25 protein-coding genes are annotated in these 23254 nt (G+C 72.7%); 8 read left to right on the top strand and 17 right to left on the bottom strand.

Going from position 1 to position 23254, the window contains the following annotated elements; all coding sequences use genetic code 11:
- Positions 1 to 7: 7 nt before the first annotated feature.
- The 12 genes from nuoK to G5V58_RS25305 all read right to left on the bottom strand — a co-directional run bounded on the left by nuoK (position 8) and on the right by G5V58_RS25305 (position 11626).
- Complete coding sequence (gene nuoK, locus G5V58_RS25360; RefSeq protein ID WP_230487413.1) at positions 8 to 301, bottom strand: NADH-quinone oxidoreductase subunit NuoK; 294 nt, start codon at positions 299 to 301, stop codon at positions 8 to 10.
- A 12-nt stretch (positions 302 to 313) separates the two neighbouring features.
- Positions 314 to 1171 (bottom strand): NADH-quinone oxidoreductase subunit J, encoded by an 858-nt coding sequence (locus tag G5V58_RS25355; RefSeq protein ID WP_407939766.1) that lies wholly within the window; start codon positions 1169 to 1171, stop codon positions 314 to 316.
- A gap of 26 nt (positions 1172 to 1197) precedes the next feature.
- Positions 1198 to 1821 (bottom strand): NADH-quinone oxidoreductase subunit NuoI, encoded by a 624-nt coding sequence (nuoI, locus tag G5V58_RS25350; RefSeq protein ID WP_165238374.1) that lies wholly within the window; start codon positions 1819 to 1821, stop codon positions 1198 to 1200.
- Positions 1822 to 1823: 2 nt separating this feature from the next.
- On the bottom strand, positions 1824 to 3134 hold the full coding sequence (gene nuoH / locus G5V58_RS25345) for an NADH-quinone oxidoreductase subunit NuoH (RefSeq protein WP_165238372.1): 1311 nt from the start codon (positions 3132 to 3134) through the stop codon (positions 1824 to 1826).
- Entirely contained in the window at positions 3131 to 5590 is a 2460-nt protein-coding gene (locus G5V58_RS25340; protein ID WP_165238370.1) for an NADH-quinone oxidoreductase subunit G, read from the bottom strand. Before G5V58_RS25340 ends, nuoH begins: the two co-directional genes overlap by 4 nt.
- Positions 5587 to 6894: an NADH-quinone oxidoreductase subunit NuoF gene (gene nuoF / locus G5V58_RS25335; protein WP_165239686.1), complete on the bottom strand. Its 1308-nt coding sequence runs from the start codon at positions 6892 to 6894 to the stop codon at positions 5587 to 5589. The genes G5V58_RS25340 and nuoF overlap by 4 nt, the downstream gene beginning before the upstream one ends.
- A 5-nt stretch (positions 6895 to 6899) precedes the next feature.
- Positions 6900 to 7691 (bottom strand): NADH-quinone oxidoreductase subunit NuoE, encoded by a 792-nt coding sequence (gene nuoE / locus G5V58_RS25330; RefSeq protein WP_165238368.1) that lies wholly within the window; start codon positions 7689 to 7691, stop codon positions 6900 to 6902.
- The gene (locus tag G5V58_RS25325) at positions 7688 to 9022 is read right to left on the bottom strand and encodes an NADH-quinone oxidoreductase subunit D (protein WP_165238366.1); all 1335 of its coding nucleotides are present in this window, start codon (positions 9020 to 9022) and stop codon (positions 7688 to 7690) included. The genes nuoE and G5V58_RS25325 overlap by 4 nt, the downstream gene beginning before the upstream one ends.
- The gene (locus G5V58_RS25320) at positions 9022 to 9777 is read right to left on the bottom strand and encodes an NADH-quinone oxidoreductase subunit C (protein ID WP_165238363.1); all 756 of its coding nucleotides are present in this window, start codon (positions 9775 to 9777) and stop codon (positions 9022 to 9024) included. Before G5V58_RS25320 ends, G5V58_RS25325 begins: the two co-directional genes overlap by 1 nt.
- Complete coding sequence (locus G5V58_RS25315) at positions 9774 to 10328, bottom strand: NuoB/complex I 20 kDa subunit family protein (RefSeq protein ID WP_165238361.1); 555 nt, start codon at positions 10326 to 10328, stop codon at positions 9774 to 9776. The genes G5V58_RS25320 and G5V58_RS25315 overlap by 4 nt, the downstream gene beginning before the upstream one ends.
- A 30-nt stretch (positions 10329 to 10358) precedes the next feature.
- Positions 10359 to 10718: an NADH-quinone oxidoreductase subunit A gene (locus G5V58_RS25310; protein WP_165238359.1), complete on the bottom strand. Its 360-nt coding sequence runs from the start codon at positions 10716 to 10718 to the stop codon at positions 10359 to 10361.
- 263 nt (positions 10719 to 10981) lie between these two features.
- On the bottom strand, positions 10982 to 11626 hold the full coding sequence (locus tag G5V58_RS25305) for a demethylmenaquinone methyltransferase (protein WP_230487411.1): 645 nt from the start codon (positions 11624 to 11626) through the stop codon (positions 10982 to 10984).
- Between the two features lie 139 nt (positions 11627 to 11765).
- Between G5V58_RS25305 and G5V58_RS25300 the strand changes: the two genes are divergently transcribed.
- On the top strand, positions 11766 to 12668 hold the full coding sequence (locus G5V58_RS25300) for a L,D-transpeptidase family protein (protein WP_165238357.1): 903 nt from the start codon (positions 11766 to 11768) through the stop codon (positions 12666 to 12668).
- Here G5V58_RS25300 and G5V58_RS25295 read toward each other — a convergent pair.
- Entirely contained in the window at positions 12665 to 13264 is a 600-nt protein-coding gene (locus G5V58_RS25295; RefSeq protein WP_165238355.1) for a hypothetical protein, read from the bottom strand. The two genes, G5V58_RS25300 and G5V58_RS25295, sit on opposite strands and share 4 nt — an antisense overlap.
- 74 nt (positions 13265 to 13338) lie before the next feature.
- Between G5V58_RS25295 and G5V58_RS25290 the strand changes: the two genes are divergently transcribed.
- Positions 13339 to 14616 (top strand): isochorismate synthase, encoded by a 1278-nt coding sequence (locus G5V58_RS25290; RefSeq protein ID WP_230486962.1) that lies wholly within the window; start codon positions 13339 to 13341, stop codon positions 14614 to 14616.
- On the opposite strand, the gene G5V58_RS25285 is transcribed toward G5V58_RS25290, so the two are convergent.
- Complete coding sequence (locus G5V58_RS25285; RefSeq protein WP_165238353.1) at positions 14613 to 15740, bottom strand: toll/interleukin-1 receptor domain-containing protein; 1128 nt, start codon at positions 15738 to 15740, stop codon at positions 14613 to 14615. The genes G5V58_RS25290 and G5V58_RS25285 overlap by 4 nt on opposite strands.
- 119 nt (positions 15741 to 15859) lie before the next feature.
- On the opposite strand from G5V58_RS25285, the gene G5V58_RS25280 reads away from it, so the two are divergent.
- Positions 15860 to 16798 (top strand): aminotransferase class IV, encoded by a 939-nt coding sequence (locus tag G5V58_RS25280; protein ID WP_165238351.1) that lies wholly within the window; start codon positions 15860 to 15862, stop codon positions 16796 to 16798.
- On the top strand, positions 16795 to 17526 hold the full coding sequence (locus G5V58_RS25275) for a sulfotransferase-like domain-containing protein (RefSeq protein ID WP_165238349.1): 732 nt from the start codon (positions 16795 to 16797) through the stop codon (positions 17524 to 17526). Before G5V58_RS25280 ends, G5V58_RS25275 begins: the two co-directional genes overlap by 4 nt.
- Here the strand turns inward: G5V58_RS25275 and G5V58_RS25270 are convergent.
- The 3 genes from G5V58_RS25270 to G5V58_RS25260 form a co-directional block, all read right to left on the bottom strand.
- A complete protein-coding gene (locus G5V58_RS25270; protein WP_165238347.1) occupies positions 17523 to 18464 on the bottom strand; it encodes a hypothetical protein in 942 nt (313 codons plus the stop codon). The two genes, G5V58_RS25275 and G5V58_RS25270, sit on opposite strands and share 4 nt — an antisense overlap.
- An 87-nt stretch (positions 18465 to 18551) precedes the next feature.
- On the bottom strand, positions 18552 to 19322 hold the full coding sequence (locus tag G5V58_RS25265; protein WP_165238345.1) for a hypothetical protein: 771 nt from the start codon (positions 19320 to 19322) through the stop codon (positions 18552 to 18554).
- Between the two features lie 2 nt (positions 19323 to 19324).
- Positions 19325 to 19960 (bottom strand): MBL fold metallo-hydrolase, encoded by a 636-nt coding sequence (locus tag G5V58_RS25260; protein WP_165238343.1) that lies wholly within the window; start codon positions 19958 to 19960, stop codon positions 19325 to 19327.
- Between the two features lie 112 nt (positions 19961 to 20072).
- Between G5V58_RS25260 and G5V58_RS25255 the strand changes: the two genes are divergently transcribed.
- From G5V58_RS25255 to G5V58_RS25240, 4 genes are read left to right on the top strand one after another with little or no spacing between them, the layout of a single operon-like run.
- Complete coding sequence (locus tag G5V58_RS25255) at positions 20073 to 21494, top strand: MFS transporter (RefSeq protein ID WP_165238341.1); 1422 nt, start codon at positions 20073 to 20075, stop codon at positions 21492 to 21494.
- Positions 21491 to 21787 (top strand): hypothetical protein, encoded by a 297-nt coding sequence (locus G5V58_RS25250; protein ID WP_165238339.1) that lies wholly within the window; start codon positions 21491 to 21493, stop codon positions 21785 to 21787. Before G5V58_RS25255 ends, G5V58_RS25250 begins: the two co-directional genes overlap by 4 nt.
- Complete coding sequence (locus G5V58_RS25245) at positions 21784 to 22743, top strand: RNA polymerase subunit sigma-70 (RefSeq protein ID WP_165238337.1); 960 nt, start codon at positions 21784 to 21786, stop codon at positions 22741 to 22743. The genes G5V58_RS25250 and G5V58_RS25245 overlap by 4 nt, the downstream gene beginning before the upstream one ends.
- 9 nt (positions 22744 to 22752) lie before the next feature.
- Positions 22753 to 23253, top strand: coding sequence for a GNAT family N-acetyltransferase (locus G5V58_RS25240; RefSeq protein ID WP_165238335.1), 501 nt, complete (start codon positions 22753 to 22755; stop codon positions 23251 to 23253).
- Position 23254: the final 1 nt, after the last annotated feature.

Raw genomic sequence — 23254 nt, 5'->3', positions numbered from 1 at the left:
CGTCCGGTCAGTACTTCAGCAGGCTGGCGTCGTCGACCGAGGCCGAGCGCCGGGTGCGGAAGATGGTCATGATGATCGCGAGGCCCACGACGACCTCGGCCGCGGCCACCACCATCACGAAGAACGCCGCGATCTGGCCGTCGAGGTCACCGTGCTGCTTGGCGAACGCGACGAGCGCGAGGTTGCAGGCGTTGAGCATGAGCTCGACGCACATGAACACCACGATCGCGTTGCGGCGCACGAGCACGCCGGTGGCACCGATGGTGAACAGGATCGTGGAGAGCACGATGAACGGCGTCACGCTGTCCACGACTCACTCACCGCCCTTCGTCGAGGTGTCGCCGGGGGCGGTGATGGTCTCCGCACTGGTGTCGGGGCCGCTCGAGGAGCCCGGGCCACGCGCCGAGGCGCTGCTGCGGACCTCGGGCGAGGTGGTGGAGACCGGCGTCCCGTCGGCGTGCAGGTCGATGGAGCGCTGGACCGAGTCGACGTCGTGCGGCACGACGGTGCGGACCGTGCCGCGGGCGGCCAGCACCCGCGAGATCGAGGACTCGGCCACCGAGCCGTCCGGCAGCAGCGCCGGCGTGCCGACCGCGTTGTGCCGGGCGAAGACGCCGGGAGGGGGCAGCGGACCGAGGTGCTCGCCGCGCTCGGCGTAGTGCCGGACGCGCTGGGCGGCCAGGTCGGCCTGGGTCGGCTTGGGCGTGAGGCGCTCGCGGTGGGCCAGCACCATCGCGCCGACCGCGGCGGTGATGAGCAGCGCCGAGGTGACCTCGAAGGCGAAGACGTACTTCGAGAACAGCACGTTGGCCAGCGCCTCGATGTTGCCCGGCTGGTTGGTGTCCGACAGGCCGACGACCGTGCCGAGCGAGATCTGGCTGAGGCCGACGACGAGCACGACGCCCAGGGCCAGGCCGCCGGCGATGGCCAGCAGCCGCTGACCGCGGATCGTCTCGACCACCGAGTCGGAGGCGTCGACGCCGACCAGCATCAGCACGAAGAGGAAGAGCATGAGGATCGCGCCGGTGTAGACGATGATCTGCACCGCGAAGAGGAACGGCGCCTCCAGGGCGGCGTACAGGACGGCCAGCGAGATCATCACGACGGCCAGCAGCAGCGCGGCGTGCACGGCCTTGCGGACGAACAGGATGCCCAGCGCGGCCAGCACCATGATCGGGCTGAGCACGTAGAACGCGATCACCGCTGGTCCCCGTCCTCGACGAGCTGCTCGCCCTGGGCCAGGTCGCGCAGCGCGGACTCCTCGAGGTGGAACTCGGGCTGCTCCGCGGCGGGCTGCTTGAACTGGCCGCGGTAGTAGTCGCCCTCGTCGTCACCGAGCCGCATCGCGTGCGGCGGACGCTCCATGCCCGGCAGCAGCGGGGCGAGCAGCTCGTTCTTGGTGTAGATGAGGTCGGCGCGGTTGTCGTCGGCCAGCTCGTACTCGTTGGTCATCGTGAGCGCGCGGGTCGGGCACGCCTCGATGCACAGCCCGCACAGGATGCAGCGCAGGTAGTTGATCTGGTAGACGCGGCCGTAGCGCTCGCCGGGGCTGAAGCGGCCATCTCCATCAGGGCCATCGGTGTTGGAGGCACCCTCGACGTAGATGGCGTCGGCCGGGCAGGCCCACGCGCAGAGCTCGCAGCCGATGCACTTCTCCAGCCCGTCGGGCCAGCGGTTGAGCTGGTGCCGGCCGTGGAAGCGCGGCGCCGTCGGCAGCTTCTCGAAGGGGTACTGCTCGGTCACGACCTTCTTGAACATCGTCCGGAAGGTCACGCCGAACCCGGCGACCGGGTCCCAGAACTGTTCCTTGAGCGTGGGCATGGTCAGTCCTCTCCAGTGCCCGCAGTGGTCCCGGCAGCCACGGTCCGGCTGCTGGTCTTGAAGGTCAGGGGCTGGGCGGCACCGCGCACCGCGCCGCCGGCCGGCATCGGCGGGACGGGGAAGCCCCCGGTCGCACCGTCGGCCTGGTCGCGGTCGGACTCCTCGTCGGAGCGGGCCGGCCAGAACGAGAAGGCCAGCAGGACGACGAGCAGCGCGCCGATCACCATGAGCAGCTTGTCGCGGTCGATGCCGCCGTCCAGCGAGATCGCGCGGATGGTGGCCACGGCGACGATCCAGCCGAGCGAGATCGGGATCAGCCACTTCCAGCCGAGGGCCATGAACTGGTCGTAGCGCAGCCGGGGCAGGGTGCCGCGCAGCCAGATGAAGAAGAAGATGAAGGCGAGCACCTTGCCGAAGAACCACAGCAGCGGCCAGTAGCCCTCGTTGAACCCGCCGTAGAGGTGGTCGATCCAGAACGGCGCGTGCCAGCCGCCGAGGAACAGCGTCGTGGCCAGCGCGGAGACCGTGGCCATGTTGATGTACTCGGCCAGGAAGAACAGCGCGAACTTCAGCGAGCTGTACTCGGTGTGGAAGCCGCCGACCAGCTCGCCCTCGGCCTCGGGCAGGTCGAACGGCGCGCGGTTGGTCTCGCCGACCATCGAGATCACGTAGATGACGAAGGACGGCGCCAGGATCAGGCCGTACCAGAGGTCGTCCTGGGCCGCGACGATCTCCGAGGTCGACAGCGACCCGGCGTAGAGGAAGACCGCGACGAGCGCGAGGCCCATCGCGACCTCGTAGGAGATCATCTGGGCGCTGGAGCGCAGGCCGCCGAGCAGGGCGTACGTCGAGCCGCTGGCCCAGCCGCCGAGCACGATGCCGTAGATGCCGATCGAGGCGATGGCCATCACGAACAGCACGGCGACGGGCATGTCGGTCAGCTGCAGCGGGGTGCGCTCGCCGAACATGCTCACCGTCGGGCCGAACGGGATGACCGCGAAGGTCACGAACGCCGTGGTGGCCGCGATGACCGGCGCGATGAGGAAGACCACCCGGTCGGCGGCCTTGGGGATGATGTCCTCCTTCAGCGCCAGCTTCACGCCGTCCGCGAGGGACTGCAGCAGGCCGAAGGGGCCGTGCACGTTGGGGCCGATGCGGTGCTGCATCCGGGCCACCACGCGGCGCTCCCACCAGATGTTGAACAGCGTGAGCAGCACCAGGACCACGAAGATCATCAGCGTCTTGATGATCACGATCCACCACGTGTCGTGACCGAACTGCTCGAGCGCCATCGGCGCGATGAGGCTGCTCATGACTGCGCTCCCTCCACGGTGACGCGGCTGCCGGGCGAGGCCAGGTCGGCCCAGACGCCACGGCCGGTGTTGTGGGTCGGGACCCAGACCACACCCTCGACCAGGTCCGGCGCCACCTCGACGGGCAGCGTCCAGGAGCCGCGGTCGCCGGTGAGGGTGACCGTGGCCGGCTCGCCCCCGAGCGCGGCGTACGTCGCGGGGCTGACCCGGGCGAGCGTCGTGCGGGCGGTGGCGCGCAGGTTGTCGTCGCCGTCCTGCATCGTGCCCAGGTCGATCAGCTGCTTCCAGGTCGACAGCACCAGGCCCTCGCCCGTGCCCCGGCCGCTGGTGGTGCCGCTCGGGCTGGCGGTGACCGCGCCGAAGGCGGCGCGCTCGCCGTCCCACGGACCGAGCTCCTCCATCTGGGCGCGGACCTCGGGCACGGTGCGGAAGCCGAGCGGGCGGTCCAGCTCCTCCGCGATCCCGGCCAGCACCCGGCTGTCGGGCAGCGCCTGCGGGTTGGTGAAGACCGCGTCGAACCAGCGCGGCCGGCCCTCCCAGGTCACGAACAGGCCGGCCTTGTCGGTCACCGCGGCGACCGGGAAGACCACGTCGGCCGCGCGGGTCACGTCGGTCTCGCGCAGCTCCAGCGCGACGACGAAGTCCGCCTGCGCCAGCGCCGTGCGGAACGCCGCGGGGTCCGCGGTGTCGTCCGGGTCGACGCCGCCGACGACGAGCCCGTTGAGCTCGCCGGTCAGCACCGCGGCCACGATCTCGTCGGCGTCGCGGCCGGGCACGCCGGGCAGCGAGCCCTCGAGCCCCCAGGCGGTGGCGACGTCCACGCGGGCGCGGGCGTCGTCGACCGGGCGGCCGCCGGGCAGCAGGTTGGGCAGGCAGCCGGTCTCGACCGCACCGCGGTCGCCGGCCCGGCGCGGGACCCAGGCCAGCTTGGCGCCGGTGCGCGAGGCCAGCCCGGCCGCGGAGGACAGCGCACCCGGCGAGGTGGCGAGCCGCTCGCCGACCAGGATCACCGAGGTGCCGTCGACCGGATGGTCGCCGGTGAGGCCGAGCGCGTCGAGCGCCGCGGCCTCCTCGCCCGGGACGGTGGGGACCAGGACGCCGCCGGCCTTGCGCAGCCCGCGGGTGGCGTACGGCGCGATGGCGACGACCTTGGTGCCCTTGGCGCGGTTGGCCTTGCGCAGCCGCAGGAACACCGCGCCGGCCTCGTCCTCGGGCTCGAAGCCGACCAGCACCACGGTGCCGGCGCGCTCCAGGTCGCCGAAGGTGGCGGCCCCGTCACCGGGGCCGTGCAGCACGACGTACGCGGCCAGGAACGACGTCTCCTCGGCCGAGAGCGGCCGGGAGCGGAAGTCGATGTCGTTGGTGCCGAGGCCCACGCGCGCGAACTTGCTGTAGGCGAAGGCGTCCTCGGCGGTGACCCGGCCACCGGGCAGCACCCCGACGCCGCCCGCCGTGCGGGCCGCGGCCAGGCCGCGCGCGGCCACGGCGAACGCCTCGGTCCACGACGCCGGGCGCAGGGAGCCGTCGGAGTCACGGACCTGCGGGTAGGTCAGCCGGTCCGGGGCGGTCGTGTAGTGGAACGCGAAGCGGTCCTTGTCGGTGATCCACTCCTCGTTGACCTCGGGGTCGTTGCCCGAGAGGCGCCGCATGACCTTGCCGCGGCGGTGGTCGACGCGGATCGCGGAGCCGCACGCGTCGTGCTCGGCGATCGAGGGCGTGGAGACCAGGTCGAAGGGGCGCGAGCGGAAGCGGTACTCCGCCGAGGTGAGCGCGCCGACCGGGCAGATCTGGATGACGTTGCCGGAGAAGTAGCTGTCGTACGGCTCGTTCTCGTAGATGCCGACCTGCTGCAGCGCCCCGCGCTCGACCAGCTCGATGAACGGGTCGCCGGAGATCTGGGAGGAGAAGCGGGTGCAGCGCGCGCACAGCACGCAGCGCTCGCGGTCGAGCAGCACCTGCGCGGAGATGTTGATCGGCTTGGGGAAGGTCCGCTTGAGCCCGCCGGACTCGAAGAAGCGCGACTCGCCGCGGCCGTTGGACATCGCCTGGTTCTGCAGCGGGCACTCGCCGCCCTTGTCGCAGACCGGGCAGTCCAGCGGGTGGTTGATGAGCAGGAACTCCATCACGCCCTGCTGCGCCTTGTCCGCGACCTCGCTGGTGACCTGGCTGTTGACGACCATGCCCTCGGCGACCGGCAGGGTGCAGGAGGCCTGCGGCTTGGGGAAGCCGCGGCCGTTGCCGGCGTCGGGGATGTCGACCAGGCACTGGCGGCAGGCGCCGACCGGCGCCAGCAGCGGGTGGTCGCAGAAGCGCGGGATCTGCACGCCGACCTGCTCGGCCGCGCGGATCACCAGGGTGTTCTCGGGGACCTCGACCTGGATGCCGTCGATGGTGAGCGAGACCGTCTTGACCGTCTCGACCTCTCCGGTCGCGGGCTTCTCCGGAGCCGTCGTCATGCCATCTCCAGCTCGTCGGCGAACAGGGTCGCCTTCATCGGGTCGAACGGGCAGCCGCCCTGGGTGAGGTGGTCGAGGTACTCCTGGCGGAAGTACTGGATCGAGCTCGAGATCGGGCTGGTCGCACCGTCGCCGAGCGCGCAGAACGAGCGGCCCAGGATGTTGTCGCACTGGTCGAGCAGCAGGTCCAGGTCGCTCTCCTGGCCGATCCCCTTCTCGAGGTTGGCCAGGGTCTGCACCAGCCACCACGTGCCCTCGCGGCACGGGGTGCACTTGCCGCACGACTCGTGCTTGTAGAACTCCGTCCAGCGCAGCACCGCCCGGACCACGCACGTGGTCTCGTCGAACAGCTGGAGCGCGCGGGTGCCGAGCATCGAGCCGGCCGCGCCGACACCCTCGAAGTCGAGGGGCACGTCGAGGTGCTCGGCGGTCAGCAGCGGGGTCGAGGAGCCGCCCGGGGTCCAGAACTTCAGCTCGTGCCCCTCGCGCATCCCGCCCGCGAGGTCGATGAGCTCGCGCAGCGTGATGCCGAGCGGCGCCTCGTACTGACCCGGGGTGGTGACGTGGCCGGACAGGCTGAAGATGCCGAAGCCCTTGGACTTCTCGGTGCCCATCGAGGCGAACCACTCCGCGCCGTTGCCGATGATGCTCGGCACCGAGGCGATGGACTCGACGTTGTTGATGACCGTGGGGCTGGCGTAGAGCCCGGCCACCGCGGGGAACGGCGGGCGCAGGCGCGGTTGGCCGCGACGGCCCTCGAGACCCTCGAGCAGCGCGGTCTCCTCGCCGCAGATGTAGGCGCCCGCACCGGCGTGCACCACGATGTCGAGGTCGTAGCCGGAGCCGTGGATGTCCCGGCCGAGGTGACCCGCGGCGTACGCCTCGGCGACCGCGGCCTGGACCCGGCGGATGACGTGCAGGACCTCGCCGCGGATGTAGATGAAGGCCTGGTTCGCCCGGATCGCGAACGAGCTGATGATGACGCCCTCCACGAGCACGTGGGGGTTGGCCATCATGAGCGGGATGTCCTTGCAGGTGCCCGGCTCGGACTCGTCGGCGTTGACGACGAGGTACTTCGGGTTCGGGTTGTCCTGCGGGATGAACGACCACTTCATGCCGGTCGGGAAGCCCGCGCCGCCGCGACCGCGGAGGCCGGAGTCCTTGACGGCGGTGATGATGTCGTCGGGGGCCATGGTCAGCGCCGTCTTGAGCGCCTCGTAGCCACCGCGGTCGGCGTACGTCGCCAGCTTCCAGGACTGCTCGGCGTCCCAGATGTCGGTGAGCACCGGGGTGAGGGTGCTGATCTCGCTCACTTCGCCTCGTCCTTCTCGGCGCCGCGCTCGGTCGCGGAGCTGCTCTCGTCGACGGCAGCGGCCTCGGTGGGGTTGGAGTCGGCCTCGTCGGCCGGGGAGCCTGCGGCGGCGCCGAGGCTCTTGCCGTCGTCCTGCGGCTTCGCGTCGCTCTCCGGCGCGGTCCACCCGCGCTCGCGGGCGATGCTCAGGCCGACCAGGGACGACGGACCCGCGCCCGGGCCCTCGTCGACGCGGCCGTCGGGGTAGCCCGCCAGCACGCGCTCGGCCTCGCGCCAGGTGCACAGCCGCGGGCCGCGGGTGGAGCTGACCTCGGTGCCGGCGCGCAGGTCGTCGACCAGCTGGACGGCCGACTGCGGGGTCATGTTGTCCATGAACTCCCAGTTGACCATCATCACCGGGGCGTAGTCGCAGGCCGCGTTGCACTCGACGTGCTCGAGCGTGATCTTGCCGTCCTCGGTGGTCTCGTCGTTGCCGACGTCGAGGTGGTCCTTGAGCCGCTCGAAGATCTGGTCGCCGCCCATCACCGCGCACAGGGTGTTGGTGCACACGCCGACGAGGTAGTCGCCGACGGGCTTGCGCTTGTACATCGTGTAGAACGTGGCCACGCCGCTCACCTCGGCGGCGGAGATGCCGAGGATCTCGGCGCAGGCCTCGATCCCCTCGGGCGTCACGCGGCCCTCGACCGACTGCACCAGGTGGAGCATCGGCAGCAGGCCGCTGCGGGCCTCGGGGTAGCGCGCGGCGATCTCCTCGAGCTCGCTGAGCGTCTCCTGGGTCAGGGCCGTCACCGGTCCACGCCTCCCATCACCGGGTCGATGCTGGCGATCGCCACGATCACGTCGGCGACCATGCCGCCCTCGCTCATCACGCTGGTGGCCTGCAGGTTGGTGAACGACGGGTCGCGGAAGTGCGCGCGGAACGGGCGGGTGCCGCCGTCGGAGACGACGTGCGCGCCCAGCTCGCCGCGGGGCGACTCGATCGGCACGTAGGCCTGGCCGGCCGGGACCCGGAAGCCCTCGGTGACCAGCTTGAAGTGGTGGATCAGGGCCTCCATCGACTCGCCCATGATGTGGCGGATGTGGTCGAGGCTGTTGCCCATCCCGTCGCTGCCGATGGCCAGCTGGCTCGGCCAGGCGATCTTCTTGTCGCCGATCATCACCGGGGCGCCCTCGAGCCCGGCCAGCCGGTCGGCGGCCTGCTCGACGATCTTGAGCGACTCCCACATCTCGTTGAGCCGGATGCGGAACCGGCCGTAGGAGTCGCAGGTGTCCCAGGTCTGGACCTCGAAGTCGTAGTCCTCGTAGCCGGAGTACGGCTGGGTCTTGCGCAGGTCCCACGGGTAGCCCGTGCTGCGCAGCACCGGCCCGGTCATCCCGAGCGCGAGGCAGCCGTCGAGCTCGAGGTGGCCGACGCCCTCGAGCCGGCCCTTGAAGATCGGGTTGGCGTTGCACAGGGCGGCGTACTCGGGCAGGCGCTTCTTCATCAGGGCGATGAACGCGCGGATCTCGTCGAGGGCGCCGGGCGGGAGGTCCTGCGCGACGCCGCCGGGACGGATGAACGCGTGGTTCATGCGCAGGCCGGTGATGAGCTCGAACAGGTCCAGGACCAGCTCGCGCTCACGGAAGCCGATGGTCATGACGGTCAGTGCGCCGATCTCCATGCCGCCGGTCGCGATGCAGACCAGGTGGGAGGAGATGCGGTTGAGCTCCATGAGCAGGACCCGCATGACCTGGGCCTTCTCGGGGATCTGGTCCTCGATGTCGAGCAGCCGCTCCACGCCCAGGCAGTAGGTCATCTCGTTGTAGAACGGCGAGAGGTAGTCCATGCGCGTGCAGAACGTGACGCCCTGCACCCAGGAGCGGTACTCCATGTTCTTCTCGATGCCGGTGTGCAGGTAGCCGATGCCGCAGCGGGCCTCGGAGACCGTCTCGCCCTCGAGCTCGAGGATCAGCCGGAGCACGCCGTGCGTCGACGGGTGCTGCGGGCCCATGTTGACCACGACCCGCTCGCTGACGTCCTCGGCCAGCCCCTCGGTGATCGAGTCCCAGTCCTGCCCGCTGACGGTGAAGACCTTGCCGTCGGAGGTGTCGGCGTCGCTCGCGTAGTAGTCGGTGCTCATCAGTTGTAGCTCCGTCGCTGGTCGGGCGGCGGGATGCTGCCGCCCTTGTACTCCACAGGGATTCCGCCGAGGGGGTAGTCCTTCCTCTGCGGGTGGCCCGGCCAGTCGTCGGGCATGAGGATGCGCGTCAGTGCGGGGTGGCCGTCGAACACGATCCCGAACATGTCGAAGGTCTCGCGCTCGTGCCAGTCGTTGGTCGGGTACGTCGCCACGATGGACGGGACGTGCGGGTCGGCGTCGGGGCAGCTCACCTCGAGCCGGATCCGGCGGTTGTAGGTCAGCGACGCCAGGTGGTAGACGGCGTGCAGCTCGCGGCCGGTGTCCTCGGGGTAGTGCACCCCGCTGACGCCCGAGCAGAGCTCGAAGCTCAGCGCGGGGTCGTCGCGCAGCCGCTGGGCCACCGTGGCCAGGTCCTCGCGGCGCACGTGGAAGGTGATCTCCCCGCGGTGGATGACCACGCTCTCCACGGCGTGCTCGACCCCGGCGCTGCGCAGCGCGCTGTCGAGCGCGGAGGCGACCTCCTCGTGCCAGCCGTCGAACGGGCGCTGGCTGGGCGCGGGGAACACGACGGGCTGGCGCAGCCCGCCGTACCCGCTGGTGTCGCCGGAGCCGCTGACGCCGAACATGCCGCGCCGCTCGCCCACCGCGTGCACCTCGGGCTCGAGGGTGGCGGGGGCGTTCTCCGGGCTCTGGTCGACGGCGTCCTGGGTCGGGCCCTTCGGCTCGGGGAGGACGTCCTTCTGGCCCTCGCTCACCGCAGCAGCCCCTTCATCTCGCTGGTCGGCAGCGCCTTGAGGGCGTCGTTCTCGCGGTGCTCGATCGCGTCGGCCATGTTGGAGCCGAGCGGGCGCTGCTGGACCTGGTCGTGCAGCTTGAGGATCGCGTCGATGAGCATCTCCGGGCGCGGCGGGCAGCCGGGGAGGTACATGTCGACCGGGACGACGTGGTCGACGCCCTGGACGATCGCGTAGTTGTTGAACATGCCGCCGCTGGAGGCGCACACGCCCATGGCCAGCACCCACTTCGGGTCGGGCATCTGGTCGTAGATCTGGCGCAGGACCGGTGCCATCTTCTGGCTCACCCGCCCGGCGACGATCATCAGGTCGGCCTGGCGCGGGCTGGCCCGGAAGACCTCCATGCCGAACCGCGCGAGGTCGTACTTCGGGCCGCCGCTGGTCATCATCTCGATCGCGCAGCAGGCGAGCCCGAACGTCGCCGGCCAGAACGACGCCTTGCGCATGTAGCCGGCGACGCCCTCGACGGTCGTCAGGAGGACGCCGCTCGGCAGCTTCTCCTCGATACCCACTTCGTTGTCCCTACGTCTCGGTGGTGCGCGTCAGTCCCAGTCCAGGCCGCCGCGACGCCAGACGTAGGCGTAGGCGACGAAGACGGTGAGGATGAAGACCACCATCTCGGCGAGGCCGAACCACTCCATGGCGTCGAAGTGCACGGCCCAGGGGTAGAGGAAGATGATCTCGATGTCGAAGACGATGAAGAGCATCGCGGTGATGTAGTACTTCACCGGGAAGCGGCCGCCTCCGACGGGCTGCGGCGTCGGCTCGATGCCGCACTCGTAGCTGTCCAGCTTGGCCCGGTTGTAGCGCTTGGGGCCCACCTGGCTGCTCATCGCGACCGACCCGGCGGCGAACAGGAACGCCAGGGCCGCGAGCGCCAGGACCGGGTAGTAGAGCTCCACCGCTGTGCCTTCTCTCCGTGTTGCAGTCTTGCTGCTCGGCTCTCTCAGCCGCTCCGCGGACCCCGGTTGCGTGTGGTGCACGTCTCAGTTGTGCGTTTGTGAACGCAATCACGAAGTCCCGCAGCGCTCAGTCTGCCACTCCGGCCGGACACCGTCACGCCGGGGGGACACCCTCTCTGACCTGGGCGGATAAGGTCACAACGGCATGTCTTAAATCGGCCCCGCTCGGTGGGCCTCGCCCTGGAGGGAGGTCCCGCCTCGGGTCACGCCGCAGCGCGGTGCAGGGCCACGATCCCGCCGGACAGGTTGCGCCACTCCGGGCGCTGCCAGCCGGCCTCGGCGATCAGGTCCGCGAGGCCCTGCTGGTCGGGCCAGGCACGGATGGACTCGGCGAGGTAGACGTAGGCGTCGGGCGAGCTGCTGACGGCGCGGGCGACGGGCGGCAGGGCGCGCATGAGGTACTCGACGTACACGGTGCGGAACGGCGCCCAGGTCGGGTGGCTGAACTCGCAGACGACCAGCCGGCCGCCGGGGCGGGTGACGCGGCGCATCTCGCGCAGGCCGGCGAGGGGGTCGACGATGTTGCGCAGCCCGAAGGAGATCGTCACGGCGTCGAAGGTGGCGTCGGCGAAGGGCAGCCTGGTGCCGTCGCCCGCGGTGAAGGGGAGCGCGGGCTTGGCCTGCTTGCCGACGCGGAGCATGCCCAGCGAGAAGTCGCACGGGACGACGGTGGCGCCGCGGTCGGCGAAGGGCTGGCTGGAGGTGCCGGTGCCGGCGGCCAGGTCGAGGACGCGCTCGCCGGGACGGGGGTCGACCGCCTCGATCACGTCGTGGCGCCAGCGGCGGTCCTGGCCGAGGGACAAGACGTCGTTGGTGAGGTCGTAGCGCTTCGCGACCGCATCGAACATGCGCCGGACGTCGGCGGGCTGCTTGTCGAGGTCGGCGCGGGCCACGCCGCAAAGATAGGTGCGGCGCGTCTGCAACCCGAATCCTTCCCCGGGCGTCACTGTGGTGACCACTCCCCTTCCCCTCAGGAGCCCGCACCACATGACCGCGTTGCGTCGCGCCGGCCTCGGCCTGCTCACCGTGCTGCTGCTGGCCGTCCTCGCCGTCGGCGCGGTGTTCGCGCTCGAGCGGCCGACCGGCCCCGACCTCGGCGCCCCGAGCGTCGCCGCCACTCCCGCGCCGGTGGTCAACGCCGCCGCGGAGCCGACCCCCACCACCGCCCCGGCGCCCGCCCCGGCCGCCGTCGACCCGGGCGCCGAGCCCGCGACGTACGAGCCGCGCTCGCAGGTCCGCCCGATCCGCGGCCTGGAGCCGGGCAAGGTCCTGCTCGAGCAGGGCGACCACGGCATGAGGGTGCGCGACCTGCAGGCCCGGCTGCGCGCGCTGGCGTGGTACTTCAGCACGCCGGACGGCCGGTACGACGACGAGACCGTCGAGGCCGTCCGCGGCTTCCAGGCCAAGCGGGGCATCCCCGTCACCGGCGCGGTCGACCAGCGCACGCTGGACCGCCTGCGCTCCATGACCGGTACGCCGACCCGCGACGAGCTGGGCCTGCACAACCGGCCCGGCCCGCTGGACGCACGGTGCAAGAAGGGCCGCGTCCTGTGCATCGACAAGACCTCACGCACGCTGCGCTGGGTCGTCGACGGCCGGGTGCTCAAGACCGTGGACGTGCGGTTCGGCTCGCAGTACACGCCGACCCGGGAGGGCGTGTTCAGCGTCTACTACAAGGACATCGACCACGTCTCGTCGCTCTACGACAGCTCGATGCCGTACGCCATGTTCTTCTCGCGTGGGCAGGCGGTGCACTACTCCAGCGACTTCGCGGCGACCGGCTACAACGGGGCCTCGCACGGGTGCGTCAACGTCCGCGACCACGACGCGATCGCGTGGCTCTACGACCACGTCGAGGTGGGCGACGAGGTCGTCGTCTACTGGAGCTAGATCTTCTCGGCCACGTCGTGGGTGAGCGCGACGGTGTCGTCGACGCTGTGGCCGTTGCTGGTCAGCTGGACGGTGTGGCCGTCGGCGGCGAGCTGGCAGGTGACGGCCAGCGGCGGCCCACTGGCGTCCTGGCCCTGGGGCACGGCCTGCTGGTTGACGATGCAGACCGTGTCGTCCTCGCGGACCAGCTCGGTGGTGGCGCGCTCGAGCCCCTGGGCGTCGGGGTCGGCCAGCCCGCTGGGCGGGCCGAAGGCGCCGCCCTCGCCGGTGAAGACGGTGACGACCAGGAAGTCCTGGAGGTCCTGGTCGGCGTACGCGCGGAACGCGACCGGCGCGTCGTACACCTCGGCGTAGACGTCCTCGACGTAGCGCACGGCCCGCTCGCGGTCGGCCTGCCGGTCGGCGTCGTCGCCGTCCAGCCCCGTGGGCCGGTCCACCGCGGTCCAGCCGCCCGGCAGGGTGTCGGGCAGGTCGACGGCGTCGGAGTCCGAGCCGGAGGCCTCGGGCAGCAGGACCCCGAAGGCCACGACCACCGCGAGGCCGACGACCCCGAGGACCAGACCGAGGGGCAGACCTAGGCGGCGCAGCGGAGTCACGGGGTTCGAGGTTACCGATCTCACGCAGCCGCGGCTTCGGGTCCCCGGCCCTCGCGTGGGTAACCTCGATCCTCGTGACCAGCGGCGCCAGGGGCGAAGTCGTCCCGGACAGCGCACCCCTCGTCGTCCGCACGGTCCGCCTGGAGATCCCGCGCGAGGCCTCGCTCATCGAGATGCTGCCCGAGGACCACCCGGTCACCTGGCTGCGGCGCGGCGACGGCGTGGTCGGCTGCGGCGTGGCCGCCGAGCTGCGCCCGCGCGGCCCGGGCCGCTTCGCCGAGGCCAACGAGTGGTGGGGCCAGCTGACCAGCCGCGCCATCGTGCGCAGCGACGTCGACGAGCCGGGCAGCGGCCTGGTGGCCTTCGGCTCCTTCGCCTTCGCCGACGAGCCGGGCGACTCGACCCTCGTCGTGCCCGAGGTGATCCTCGGCCGCCGCGGCGACGTGTCCTGGCTGACCACGGTCTCCTCGGTCGGCGGCCTGGACCAGCTGGACCGCCGCCTCGAGCTGGCCACCACCCCGCCCGCGCCGGTCGGCGTGAGCTTCACCGACGGCGCCCTGAACGGTGATGAGTGGATGGCCGCCGTCGGCGAGGCCGTGCGCCGCATCAACCGCGGCGACCTGGAGAAGGTCGTGCTGGCCCGCGACCTGATAGCCACCGCCGCGGAGCCGATCGACGTGCGCTGGCCACTGCGCCGGCTGGCCGCGGACTACCCCACCTGCTGGACCTTCCACGTCGACGGCATGTTCGGCGCCACCCCGGAGCTGCTGGTCCGCCGCGAGCGCGGCCTGGTCACCTCCCGCGTGCTGGCCGGCACCATCCGCCGCACCGGCGACGACGCCCGCGACCTCACCCTCGCCGCCCGCCTGGCCCGCTCGTCGAAGGACCTCGAGGAGCACGAGTACGCCGTCCGCTCGGTCGCCGAGGCCCTCGAGCCGCACTGCTCGTCGATGAACGTGCCCGAGGCGCCGTTCGTCCTGCACCTGCCCAACGTCATGCACCTGGCCACCGACGTGGCCGGCGTGGTGCACGACTCCGAGGAGATCACCTCCCTCGACCTGGCCGCCGCCCTGCACCCCTCCGCGGCCGTCGGCGGCACGCCCACGCGCGACGCCCTGGCGCTCATCACCGAGCTCGAGGGCATGGACCGCGGCCGGTACGCCGGACCGGTCGGCTGGATGGACGCCGCGGGTGACGGCGAGTGGGGCATCGCCCTGCGCTCGGCCGCCATCGAGGGCGACACCGTCCGGCTCTTCGCCGGCTGCGGCATCGTCGCCGACTCCGACCCCGAGGCCGAGCTCGCCGAGACGCAGGGCAAGTTCGTGCCGGTGCGGGACGCGCTCGGCGGCTAGGCGCAACCGGCTCCGTCGCCGCCGAGGGCGGGGCAGGCCAGGGCCAGGTGCACGTCGTGCCACCAGCCGATGGTCAGGGTGGCGGGCTGGCCGGTCGCGGTCACCAGCAGCCCCGGGTCCTGGGTCCACACAAGCCTCAGCACGTCCTGGTTGCCGGTGCAGAACAACCGGCCCGCGGCCTCGTCGACCGGGTCCAGGCCGCCGGCCTCCTGCTCGGCCACCGTCACCGCGTCGCCGTGCCCGAGGTCCAGGTCCCAGCTCAGCTCGCCCTCGGTGGAGGTCCCGCTGCAGTCGCCGACGTTCTCCGGGGCCGAGCCGCCCGCCAGCGCCGCGACCTGGTCCGCGTAGGCGTCGTACAGCGCCTGCGTCGTCGGGTACGGCGTGAGCACGACGGTCCCCATGCTCGGCGCCGGGTCGCGGCAGGTGACGGTCTCGGCGCCGGCCGTGCACGAGGCGGCCGGCAACCGCGCGGAGGCCGCGGCGGCGATGGCGGCCAGCACGTCGGCGGCCGGGGTCGTGGCGGCCGCCGCCGGAGCGGCCGACGCGGTCGCGGACGGGGACGGCGCCGCGGGCGGTGGGGAGGCCGCCTGGTCGGCACCCTTCGCCAGCACCGCCACCAGGACCAGGCCGGCGGCCGCGGCCAGCAGCACCGCCCCCACGAGCAGGTCGATCCTGGTCCAGCTCCGACCCGGCCCGGACGGCTCGACGGTCGGTGGGTCAACGCGCGACGTGGCGGGCGGCGGCGCGGGCGGCGCCGGCGCAGGCGCAGGCGGCTCGCTGCCCAGCGCCTGGTCCACCGCCCGGGCCAGCACCGACCCGGAGCGCCGGTCGTCCGGGTCGAACCGGCGCGCGCCGTCGAGCTCGAGGCGGACCACGGGCAGCTCGGCGGCCACCGCGCGCTTGGCCGCGAGCCGGCAGGTGTGCGCCTCGGCGTACGCCGGCGAGACCACGGCCACGAACGCCTCGCACGAGTCGATGCGCCGGATGACCTCGTTCCACCACGCGGACCCGCGCACGTCGTCGGTGTCGTCCACCGGCTCGTGCCCGGCTGCGCGGAGCAGCTCCCCGACCCGTCGACCCGCGTCCCGGTCGCGGTAGGCCGCGCTGACGAACACCCGGCTCATGCCTACCTCCCCCGTCGCGCAACCTGGTCCAGACCAGACAACGTCGACCTGTCGCGCACCACATCACCCAGGGTGGGGACGTTCGCCGACGGGAGCGGGCGGAGACCTAGGCTCCCCAGGTGCCTTCCGGAGCCCACGACCACGCCCGCGACCCCCGCAACGACGAGATCCTGATCTGGGTCAACGGCGAGCTGAAGCCGCGGGCCGAGGCGACGGTGTCGGTCTTCGACTCCGGGTTCGTGCTCGGCGACGGGATCTGGGAGGGGCTGCGGATCCACGACGGGCACCCGGCGTTCGTGGACCAGCACCTCGACCGGCTGTGGGAGGGCGCCGCGGCGCTGATGATCGACCTCGGCGTGAGCCGCGAGGAGCTGGTCCGGGCGGTGTACGACACCCTCGACGCCAACGGCATGACCGACGGGGTGCACGTGCGCCTGATGTGCACGCGCGGGGTGAAGTCGACGCCCTACCAGGACCCGCGGGTGACGCTCGGGCCGGCGACGATCGTCATCATCGCCGAGCACAAGGAGCCGACGCCGGAGACGGTCGAGCAGGGGCTGGCGCTGTTCACGACCCACGTGCGCCGCGCGACCCCGGACACCCTCGACCCCAAGCTCAACGCGCACAGCAAGCTCAACGACATCCTGGCCTGCATCCAGGCCTACCAGGCCGGCGCGGACGAGGCGCTGATGCTCGACCCGCACGGCTTCGTGGCCACGTGCAACAGCACGCACTTCTTCCTCGTGAAGGGCACCCCCGAGGACCCGGAGTTGTGGACCTCCGACGGCCGCTTCTGCCTCGGCGGGATCACCCGCGGCAACGTGCTGGCGATGGCGCGCCACCACGGCATCGCCGCGCGCGAGCTGACCTTCAGCCTCACCGACGTCTACTCCGCGCAGGAGGCCTTCGTGACCGGCACCTTCGCCGGCGTCGCTCCGGTGCGCTCGGTGGACGGCCGCACGATCGGCACCGGCGAGCGCGGTCCCGTCGTGCGCCGCCTCCAGGAGCTGTACGTCGACTGGGCGGCCCGCGACGTGGCGGGGAGGACCCGCCCGTGAGCGAGCCGGTCCGCGTGGCGATGTGGTCCGGGCCGCGCAACATCTCCACCGCGATGATGCGGGCCTGGGAGAACCGCCCGGACACGGTCGTCGTGGACGAGCCGCTCTACGCGGAGTACCTCGTGCGCACCGGACTCGACCACCCCGGCCGGGACGAGGTCGTCGCGGCCCAGCCGACCTGGCTGCCCGAGGTCGTCGAGGGCCTGCTCGCGCCGCTGCCGCGCGGCAAGGGCGTGCACTACGCCAAGCACATGGCCCACCACCTCGACCTCGAGGCGGAGGCGGACTGGACCGACGACTTCCGCAACGTGCTGCTCGTGCGCGACCCGGCCGAGGTGGTGGCGTCCTACGTCCGCTCCCGTGAGGCCTGCGAGCCCGACGACATCGGGCTGCTGCAGGAGCAGTGGCTGCTCGACCGCTGGGACGCGCTCGGCGCCGACGTCCCGGTCATCGACTCCGCGGACTTCCTGCGCGACCCGGAGGCCCACCTGCGCTGGCTGTGCGACTGGCTGGGCATCGCGTTCACCGACCGGATGCTGTCCTGGCCGCCGGGCCCGCGAGCCTCCGACGGGGTGTGGGCGCCGTACTGGTACGACGCGGTGCTCGCCTCCACCGGCTTCGAGCCCTACCGGCCGCGGGCCGTCGAGCTCTCCGAGCACGACGCGGCGGTCGCCGACGCCTGCCGCCCGGCGTACGAGAGGCTGCGTGAGCGGCGGGTGAGGATCTAGCGGAGCCAGAGCTCGACGACGGCCTCGACGGCCAGCACCACGACCAGCGCCTCGACGAAGACGGTGACGGCGATCCCGACCCACCGCCCGAGGGAGACCTCGCCGGTGAGCTGACCGTCCGGGCCGGGCTTCACGGAGTAGGGGTACTCCACCACGCACAGCGCCCGCGAGGGGTCGCGCGAGTCGGCCAGCACCACGCCGTTGGTGTAGAGCAGCCCGCGGTAGGTCAGGCTGCCGGCCACGCCGTCGAGGGTGTAGTCGATCTTGTTGGTGTACGCCGGCCCGCTGTACCAGATCGTCGAGACGTCCCAGCCGCGCGCGGTGCGCTTGCGCATGTTGTTGTAGGTCAGGCCGCCGTAGTAGGTGCCCTGGGTGAGCACCTCGGAGTGGGTGACGGTGGCAGCCTTGCCCCACTTCAGCATGCCGATGCGCCGGGCGTAGCGGCGGCCGCGGAACGCCGCGATGACGGCGACGGCCAGGAGCAGCGCGGCCGGCACGACGACCGGGAAGTAGACCCAGACCGCGATGGGCGCGGCGGTGAGGATGACGAGCAGGAACAGCTCGTACCAGCTCAGGTCGAAGGTGGCGAGCCGGAAGGACAGCGGCACCCGGCGCGGCGGGTCGGCCAGCGGCGCGACAGGCTCGGGCGGCGCGGGCGGGCCGGCCATGCCGCCGAAGAGGGCGCTGTGCCCGAGCCCGAGCGCCTGCAGCGAGCTGCGGAGCTGCTCGGTGGCCTGCGGGCTGAGGTAGGACGACACGTCGACCGGCTGGCCCATGACCGTGAACGCGTGCGGGGCGCCGTACGGCACCGCGGGGACAGGAGTGCTCGGTGGCGCCCCCGCGGTCGGGGCCACCCCGCCCTGGGCGACGGTGAGCTGGGCCTGCACGTGGGCCACCTGGGCCGCCGCCTCCGCCAGCTGTCGCTGCAGCTCGCTCACGTGCTCAGCGCTCAGGCCTGCGCCCGGCGTCGGGTCCTGCGTCATCCTCGCCCCTCCCCCTCCGGGGTGAGTATGGACCTCGGACGCTCAGCCGACGAACAACCGCGCCAGCGTCCAGACCAGCAGGGCGGTGAGACCCAGCTCGACCGCCAGGCTGAGGAGAAGGAGCAGCCAGCGCACGACGGAGAGCCGACCGCGGTACTGCCCGTCGACCCCGGGCTCGACCGAGTGCGCGAACTGGCTCACGACCAGCGCGCGCTGAGGGTCGCGGGAGTCGGCGAGCACGACGCCGTCGGTGTAGGGCAGGCCGTGCAGGTACACCTTCCCGCTGCGCCCGTCCAGGCGGTAGCGGACCGTCGTGCGGGTGCCGCGCCCGGTGGCCAGCACGGTGCTGACGTCCCACCCGCTCGCCCGGCGGACCGGCCAGTTGGTGGACGACGTGACGTCGGGCGCGGCCGTGACCCTGATGACGGTCGCGACCGCGCCCCAGCGGAGCAGGCCGATCCGGTACGCCGCGCGACGGGCCACGAGCCAGAGCAGCAGCGGCACGCCGAGGAGCAGCGCGACGGCCCGGGCCACCGGGCTCAGGATCCACAGGGCCAGCGGCGCCAGGACGGCGAGGCCGATCGCGAAGAGCCCCCAGAAGGGCAGCTCCAGCGCGGCCAGCCGGAAGGCCAGCGGCACCCGCCGGGGCGGCCCGGACAGCCGCACCGACCCGGTCGGCGCCGCGCCGCCGTCGGGCTCCTCGGTCAGCGGCCGCAGCCAGCGCGGCAGCGGCTCGGTCGAGGCCGGCGCGCCGTCGTCCCGATCCGGATCCGGGTCGACCGGGTCGCCGTACGGGACCGGCGGGTCGGTCATCCCTAGAGGTCCTCGCCGTCCCCTCGGCGCACCCACTCCAGGCCACGCGGGCCGGCGAGCTGCTCCATCTGCATCGCCAGGAACTGGTGGCCGGTCTCGGAGTAGATCCGGTCGTGGATGGCCAGGTTGCGCGGCGCCCCGACACCGCGGACGAACTCCACCGCCATCTCGCTGCGCAGCCAGGGCGCGGAGGCCGGGCACAGCAGCAGGTCGACCGGCACCTCGGGCAGGGCCAGGGCGTCGCCCGGGTGGTAGACGGTCTGGTCGCCGACCGTGACGAGGTAGCCGGAGTTGTAGGGCTGCGGCAGCTCGGGGTGGATGATGTTGTGGAGCTCGCCCACCGCGCGCACGGGCAGGCCGACGTCGAAGGCCGCGCCGACCGCGACCGTGGTGGTGCGCTCGGCCACGTCGGGGGCGTCCTCGCGCAGCTGGTCGTGCACCTGGCCCACGGTGAAGACCGGCGCGTCGGTGGCGCGCAGGTTGTCGGGGTGCAGGTGGTCGGGGTGCAGGTGGGTGACGAGGACGGCCGTCGCCCCGTCGACCGCCTCGGGTTCGGTGAAGACCCCGGGGTCGAGGACGACGACCTGGCCCTCGTGCTCGATCCGGACGCAGGCGTGGCCGAACTTGGTGATCCGCATGCCCCGCAGCGTAGGCACCGACCAGTTCCGGCGCACCCGCGGATCACACCAGACGAGAGCGGTCGTGCGGCCGCCCGCCGGACCCCGGTCCGGGACTGGTGAGGAGTGGTGGATGGACGGGAAGGGACGGCTCCGCTGGGTCGTCGTGCTGACGGCGGCCGGATCGTTCATGGCGGCCCTGGACACCCTGGTGGTGGCCTCGGCGCTGAGCACGATCCAGCGTGACCTCGGCGCGTCGCTGGCCGAGCTGGAGTGGACGGTGAACGCCTACAACCTGAGCTTCGCGGTGCTCCTGGTGCCGGCGGCGGTGCTCGGCGACCGGCTCGGCCGGGCGCGGACGTACGCCGCCGGGCTGGTGCTGTTCGCGCTGGCCTCGGCCGGCTGCGCGCTGGCCGGTGGTGCGGGCGCGCTGATCGCGATGCGCGTGGTCCAGGGCGCCGGCGCCGCACTGGTGATGACGCTGGGCCTGGCCCTGCTGACCTCGGCCTTCCCGGCCGAGAAGCGGGGTGCGGCGCTCGGGCTGTTCAGCGCGGTGACGGGGGTCGCGGTGGCGAGCGGGCCGCTCGTGGGCGGCGCGGTGGTGGACGGCCTCGCCTGGCCGTGGATCTTCTGGCTCAACGTGCCGGTCGGGCTGCTCGCGGCGCCCCTCGTGCTGCGCCACGTGCCGGAGGCGCGGGTTGCCGGTGCGCGGCTGGACGTGCCGGGCGTGGGCCTGCTCGCCGGCGGGGTGCTCGGCGTGGTCTGGGCGCTGGTCCGCGGCTCCGCGGCCGGGTGGACGTCGGCCGAGGTGCTCGGCGCCGGGCTCGGCGGCCTCGCGCTGCTGGGCGCCTTCGTGGCCTGGGAGCGGCGCGCGGTGCAGCCGTTGCTGCCGCCACGCCTGCTGCGGGTCCGCGGCTTCGTGGCCGGCAACGCCGCGATCGCGCTGACCTTCGCGGCGCTGTTCTCGGCCGTGTTCTTCTACGGCCAGCTGCTCCAGGTGGTGCAGGGCGAGTCGCCGCTGGGTGCCGGCCTGCGCCTCATGGCCTGGACCGGGACCTTCCTGGTCTTCGCACCCGCGGCGGGGGCGCTGGCCGACCGGATCGGCGAGCGGCCCCTGGTCACCGTCGGGCTCACGGTGCAGGCGCTGGCCATGGTCTGGTTCGCGAGCACCGTGGGCACCGACGCGTCCTACGTCTCGATGCTCGGGCCGTTCGTGGTCGGCGGCTTCGGCGTCTCGCTGGCCATCCCGTGCGGCCAGAGCGCCGTCGTCGCCGCGGTGGCCGACCGCGACGTGGCCACCGCGTCCGGGGTGAACGCGACCATGCGCGAGCTGGGCGGCGTGCTCGGGATCGCGGTGACCGTGGCGGTCTTCGCCAGCCGCGGTGGCTACGCCTCGCCCACGGAGTTCGTGGACGGCTTCCGGGCGGCGGTGCTGGCCGCGGCCGGGCTCTCGGCGCTCGGCGCGGTGGCCGGAGCGACCCTGCCGACCCGACGGCCCGGCGTACCGGCTCCTGCGGACGTGGCCGCCTCGTCCCCCGCGGCGGTGGCGGCGTGAGCGCCCGGATGGTGACCTACCGGGTCAAGGAGGGGCGCGCGGCGGAGAACGCGGCGTACGTTCGCGACGTGATGGCCGACCTGGCGCAGCGGGGCGCGGAGGGCGTCGCCTACCGGGTCTACCTGCTCGAGGACGGCGTCACCTTCCTCCACGTCGTGCACGAGGACGGCGAGGGCGGCGCGCTGGAGGTCTCCGAGGCGTTCCAGCGGTTCACCTCGACGCTGATCGAGGACCGGTGCGCCGACACCCCCGAGCTGCACCGGATGACGCTGGTCGGGAGGTACGACGGGTGAGCGTGGCCGCGGAGGGGTTCGCCGAGCAGGTCGCGCCGCTGCGGCCCGGGCTGCTGCTGCACTGCTACCGGATGCTCGGCTCCTCGCACGACGCCGAGGACGCCGTGCAGGAGACCCTGCTGCGCGGCTGGCGTGCGGTCGAGCGGTTCGAGGGCCGCAGCTCGCTGCGGACCTGGCTCTACTCCGTGGCCACCAACGTCTGCCTGCGTGAGATCGAGCGGCGCGGGCGGCGACTGGTCCCGGTCGACCTGGGCCCTTCCTCGGACCCGGCCGTCGGGCTGGCGCCGCCGGTCGAGACGGTGTGGCTCGGGCCGCTCCCGGACGCCGGCATCAGCTGGGGCGCGACGCCGACCGAGGCGGTCTACGAGCAGCGGGAGGCGGTGGAGCTGGCCTTCGTGGTCGCGCTCCAGCGCCTCCCGGCGCTCCAGCGGGCGGTGCTGGTCCTGCGCGACGTGCTGGCCTTCTCCGCGGCCGAGACCGCCGAGGTCCTGGACACCACGGTCGACGCGGTGACCAGCGCGCTGGCCCGGGCCCGCGGGTCGCTGCGCGCCGACCTGCCCCAGCGCAGCCAGCAGGAGGTGCTGGCCGAGGTCGGCGACCGCCAGGTGCGCGCCACGGTCGCGGCGTTCGTCGCCGCCTGGGAGCGCAGCGACGTGGACGCGGTCGTCGCGCTGCTGGCCGAGGACGTGGTGATGACGATGCCGCCGTTCGCCGAGTGGTACGTCGGCCGCCCGGACGTCGCGGCGTTCCTGGCCGCCGTACCCCTGCACCCGGAGCGGCGCTGGCGCGCCGAGGCCACCACGGTCAACGGCCAGCCGGGGATCGCCTTCGCGGGCTGGGACGAGCGCGTCGGGGCGTTCCTGCACCACGGTCTCGCCGTGCTCACCTTCGCGCCCGACGGCCTGGTCGCGGACTTCACGACGTTCCTCGACCCCACCGTGCTCCCCGCCTCGTAGGGTCGCGCCATGGCGCTCCCCTCGCACGTGACCATCCGGCGGGCGGTGCCCGAGGACGCCGAGGCGCTCGGTCACCTGCACCTCGACGTGTGGGACGACGCCTACACCGGGCTGATGCCGCAGTCGGTCCTCGACCGGCGCCGGGCCGACGCGTCGGGGCGGATCGAGCGGTGGCGGGAGATCCTCACCTCCTCCGACGAGCCGACCTACCTCGCCGAGGCCGCCGAGGAGGGACTGGTCGGCTTCGCCGGCTCGGGTCCGACGCGCGACAACGACGTGGACATCGAGCTCGAGCTGTGGGCGCTGTACGTGCGGGCGGCCTACTACGGCACCGGCGTCGGGTACGCGCTGTTCGAGACCGTCGTCGGTGACCGGGCGTGCTGCCTGTGGGTGCTGGCCGGCAACGAGCGGGCCATCGCGTTCTACGAGCGGCAGGGGTTCCAGCTCGACGGCACCGAGGACGAGCACGACGAAGGGCTGCACGTCCGGATGGTGCGCGCGGGGGTCTAGT

The organism is Nocardioides anomalus (assembly GCF_011046535.1).
In the GTDB taxonomy this organism is placed as follows: Bacteria; Actinomycetota; Actinomycetes; order Propionibacteriales; family Nocardioidaceae; genus Nocardioides; species Nocardioides anomalus.
This window is presented reverse-complemented; position numbering and strand designations above follow the sequence as displayed.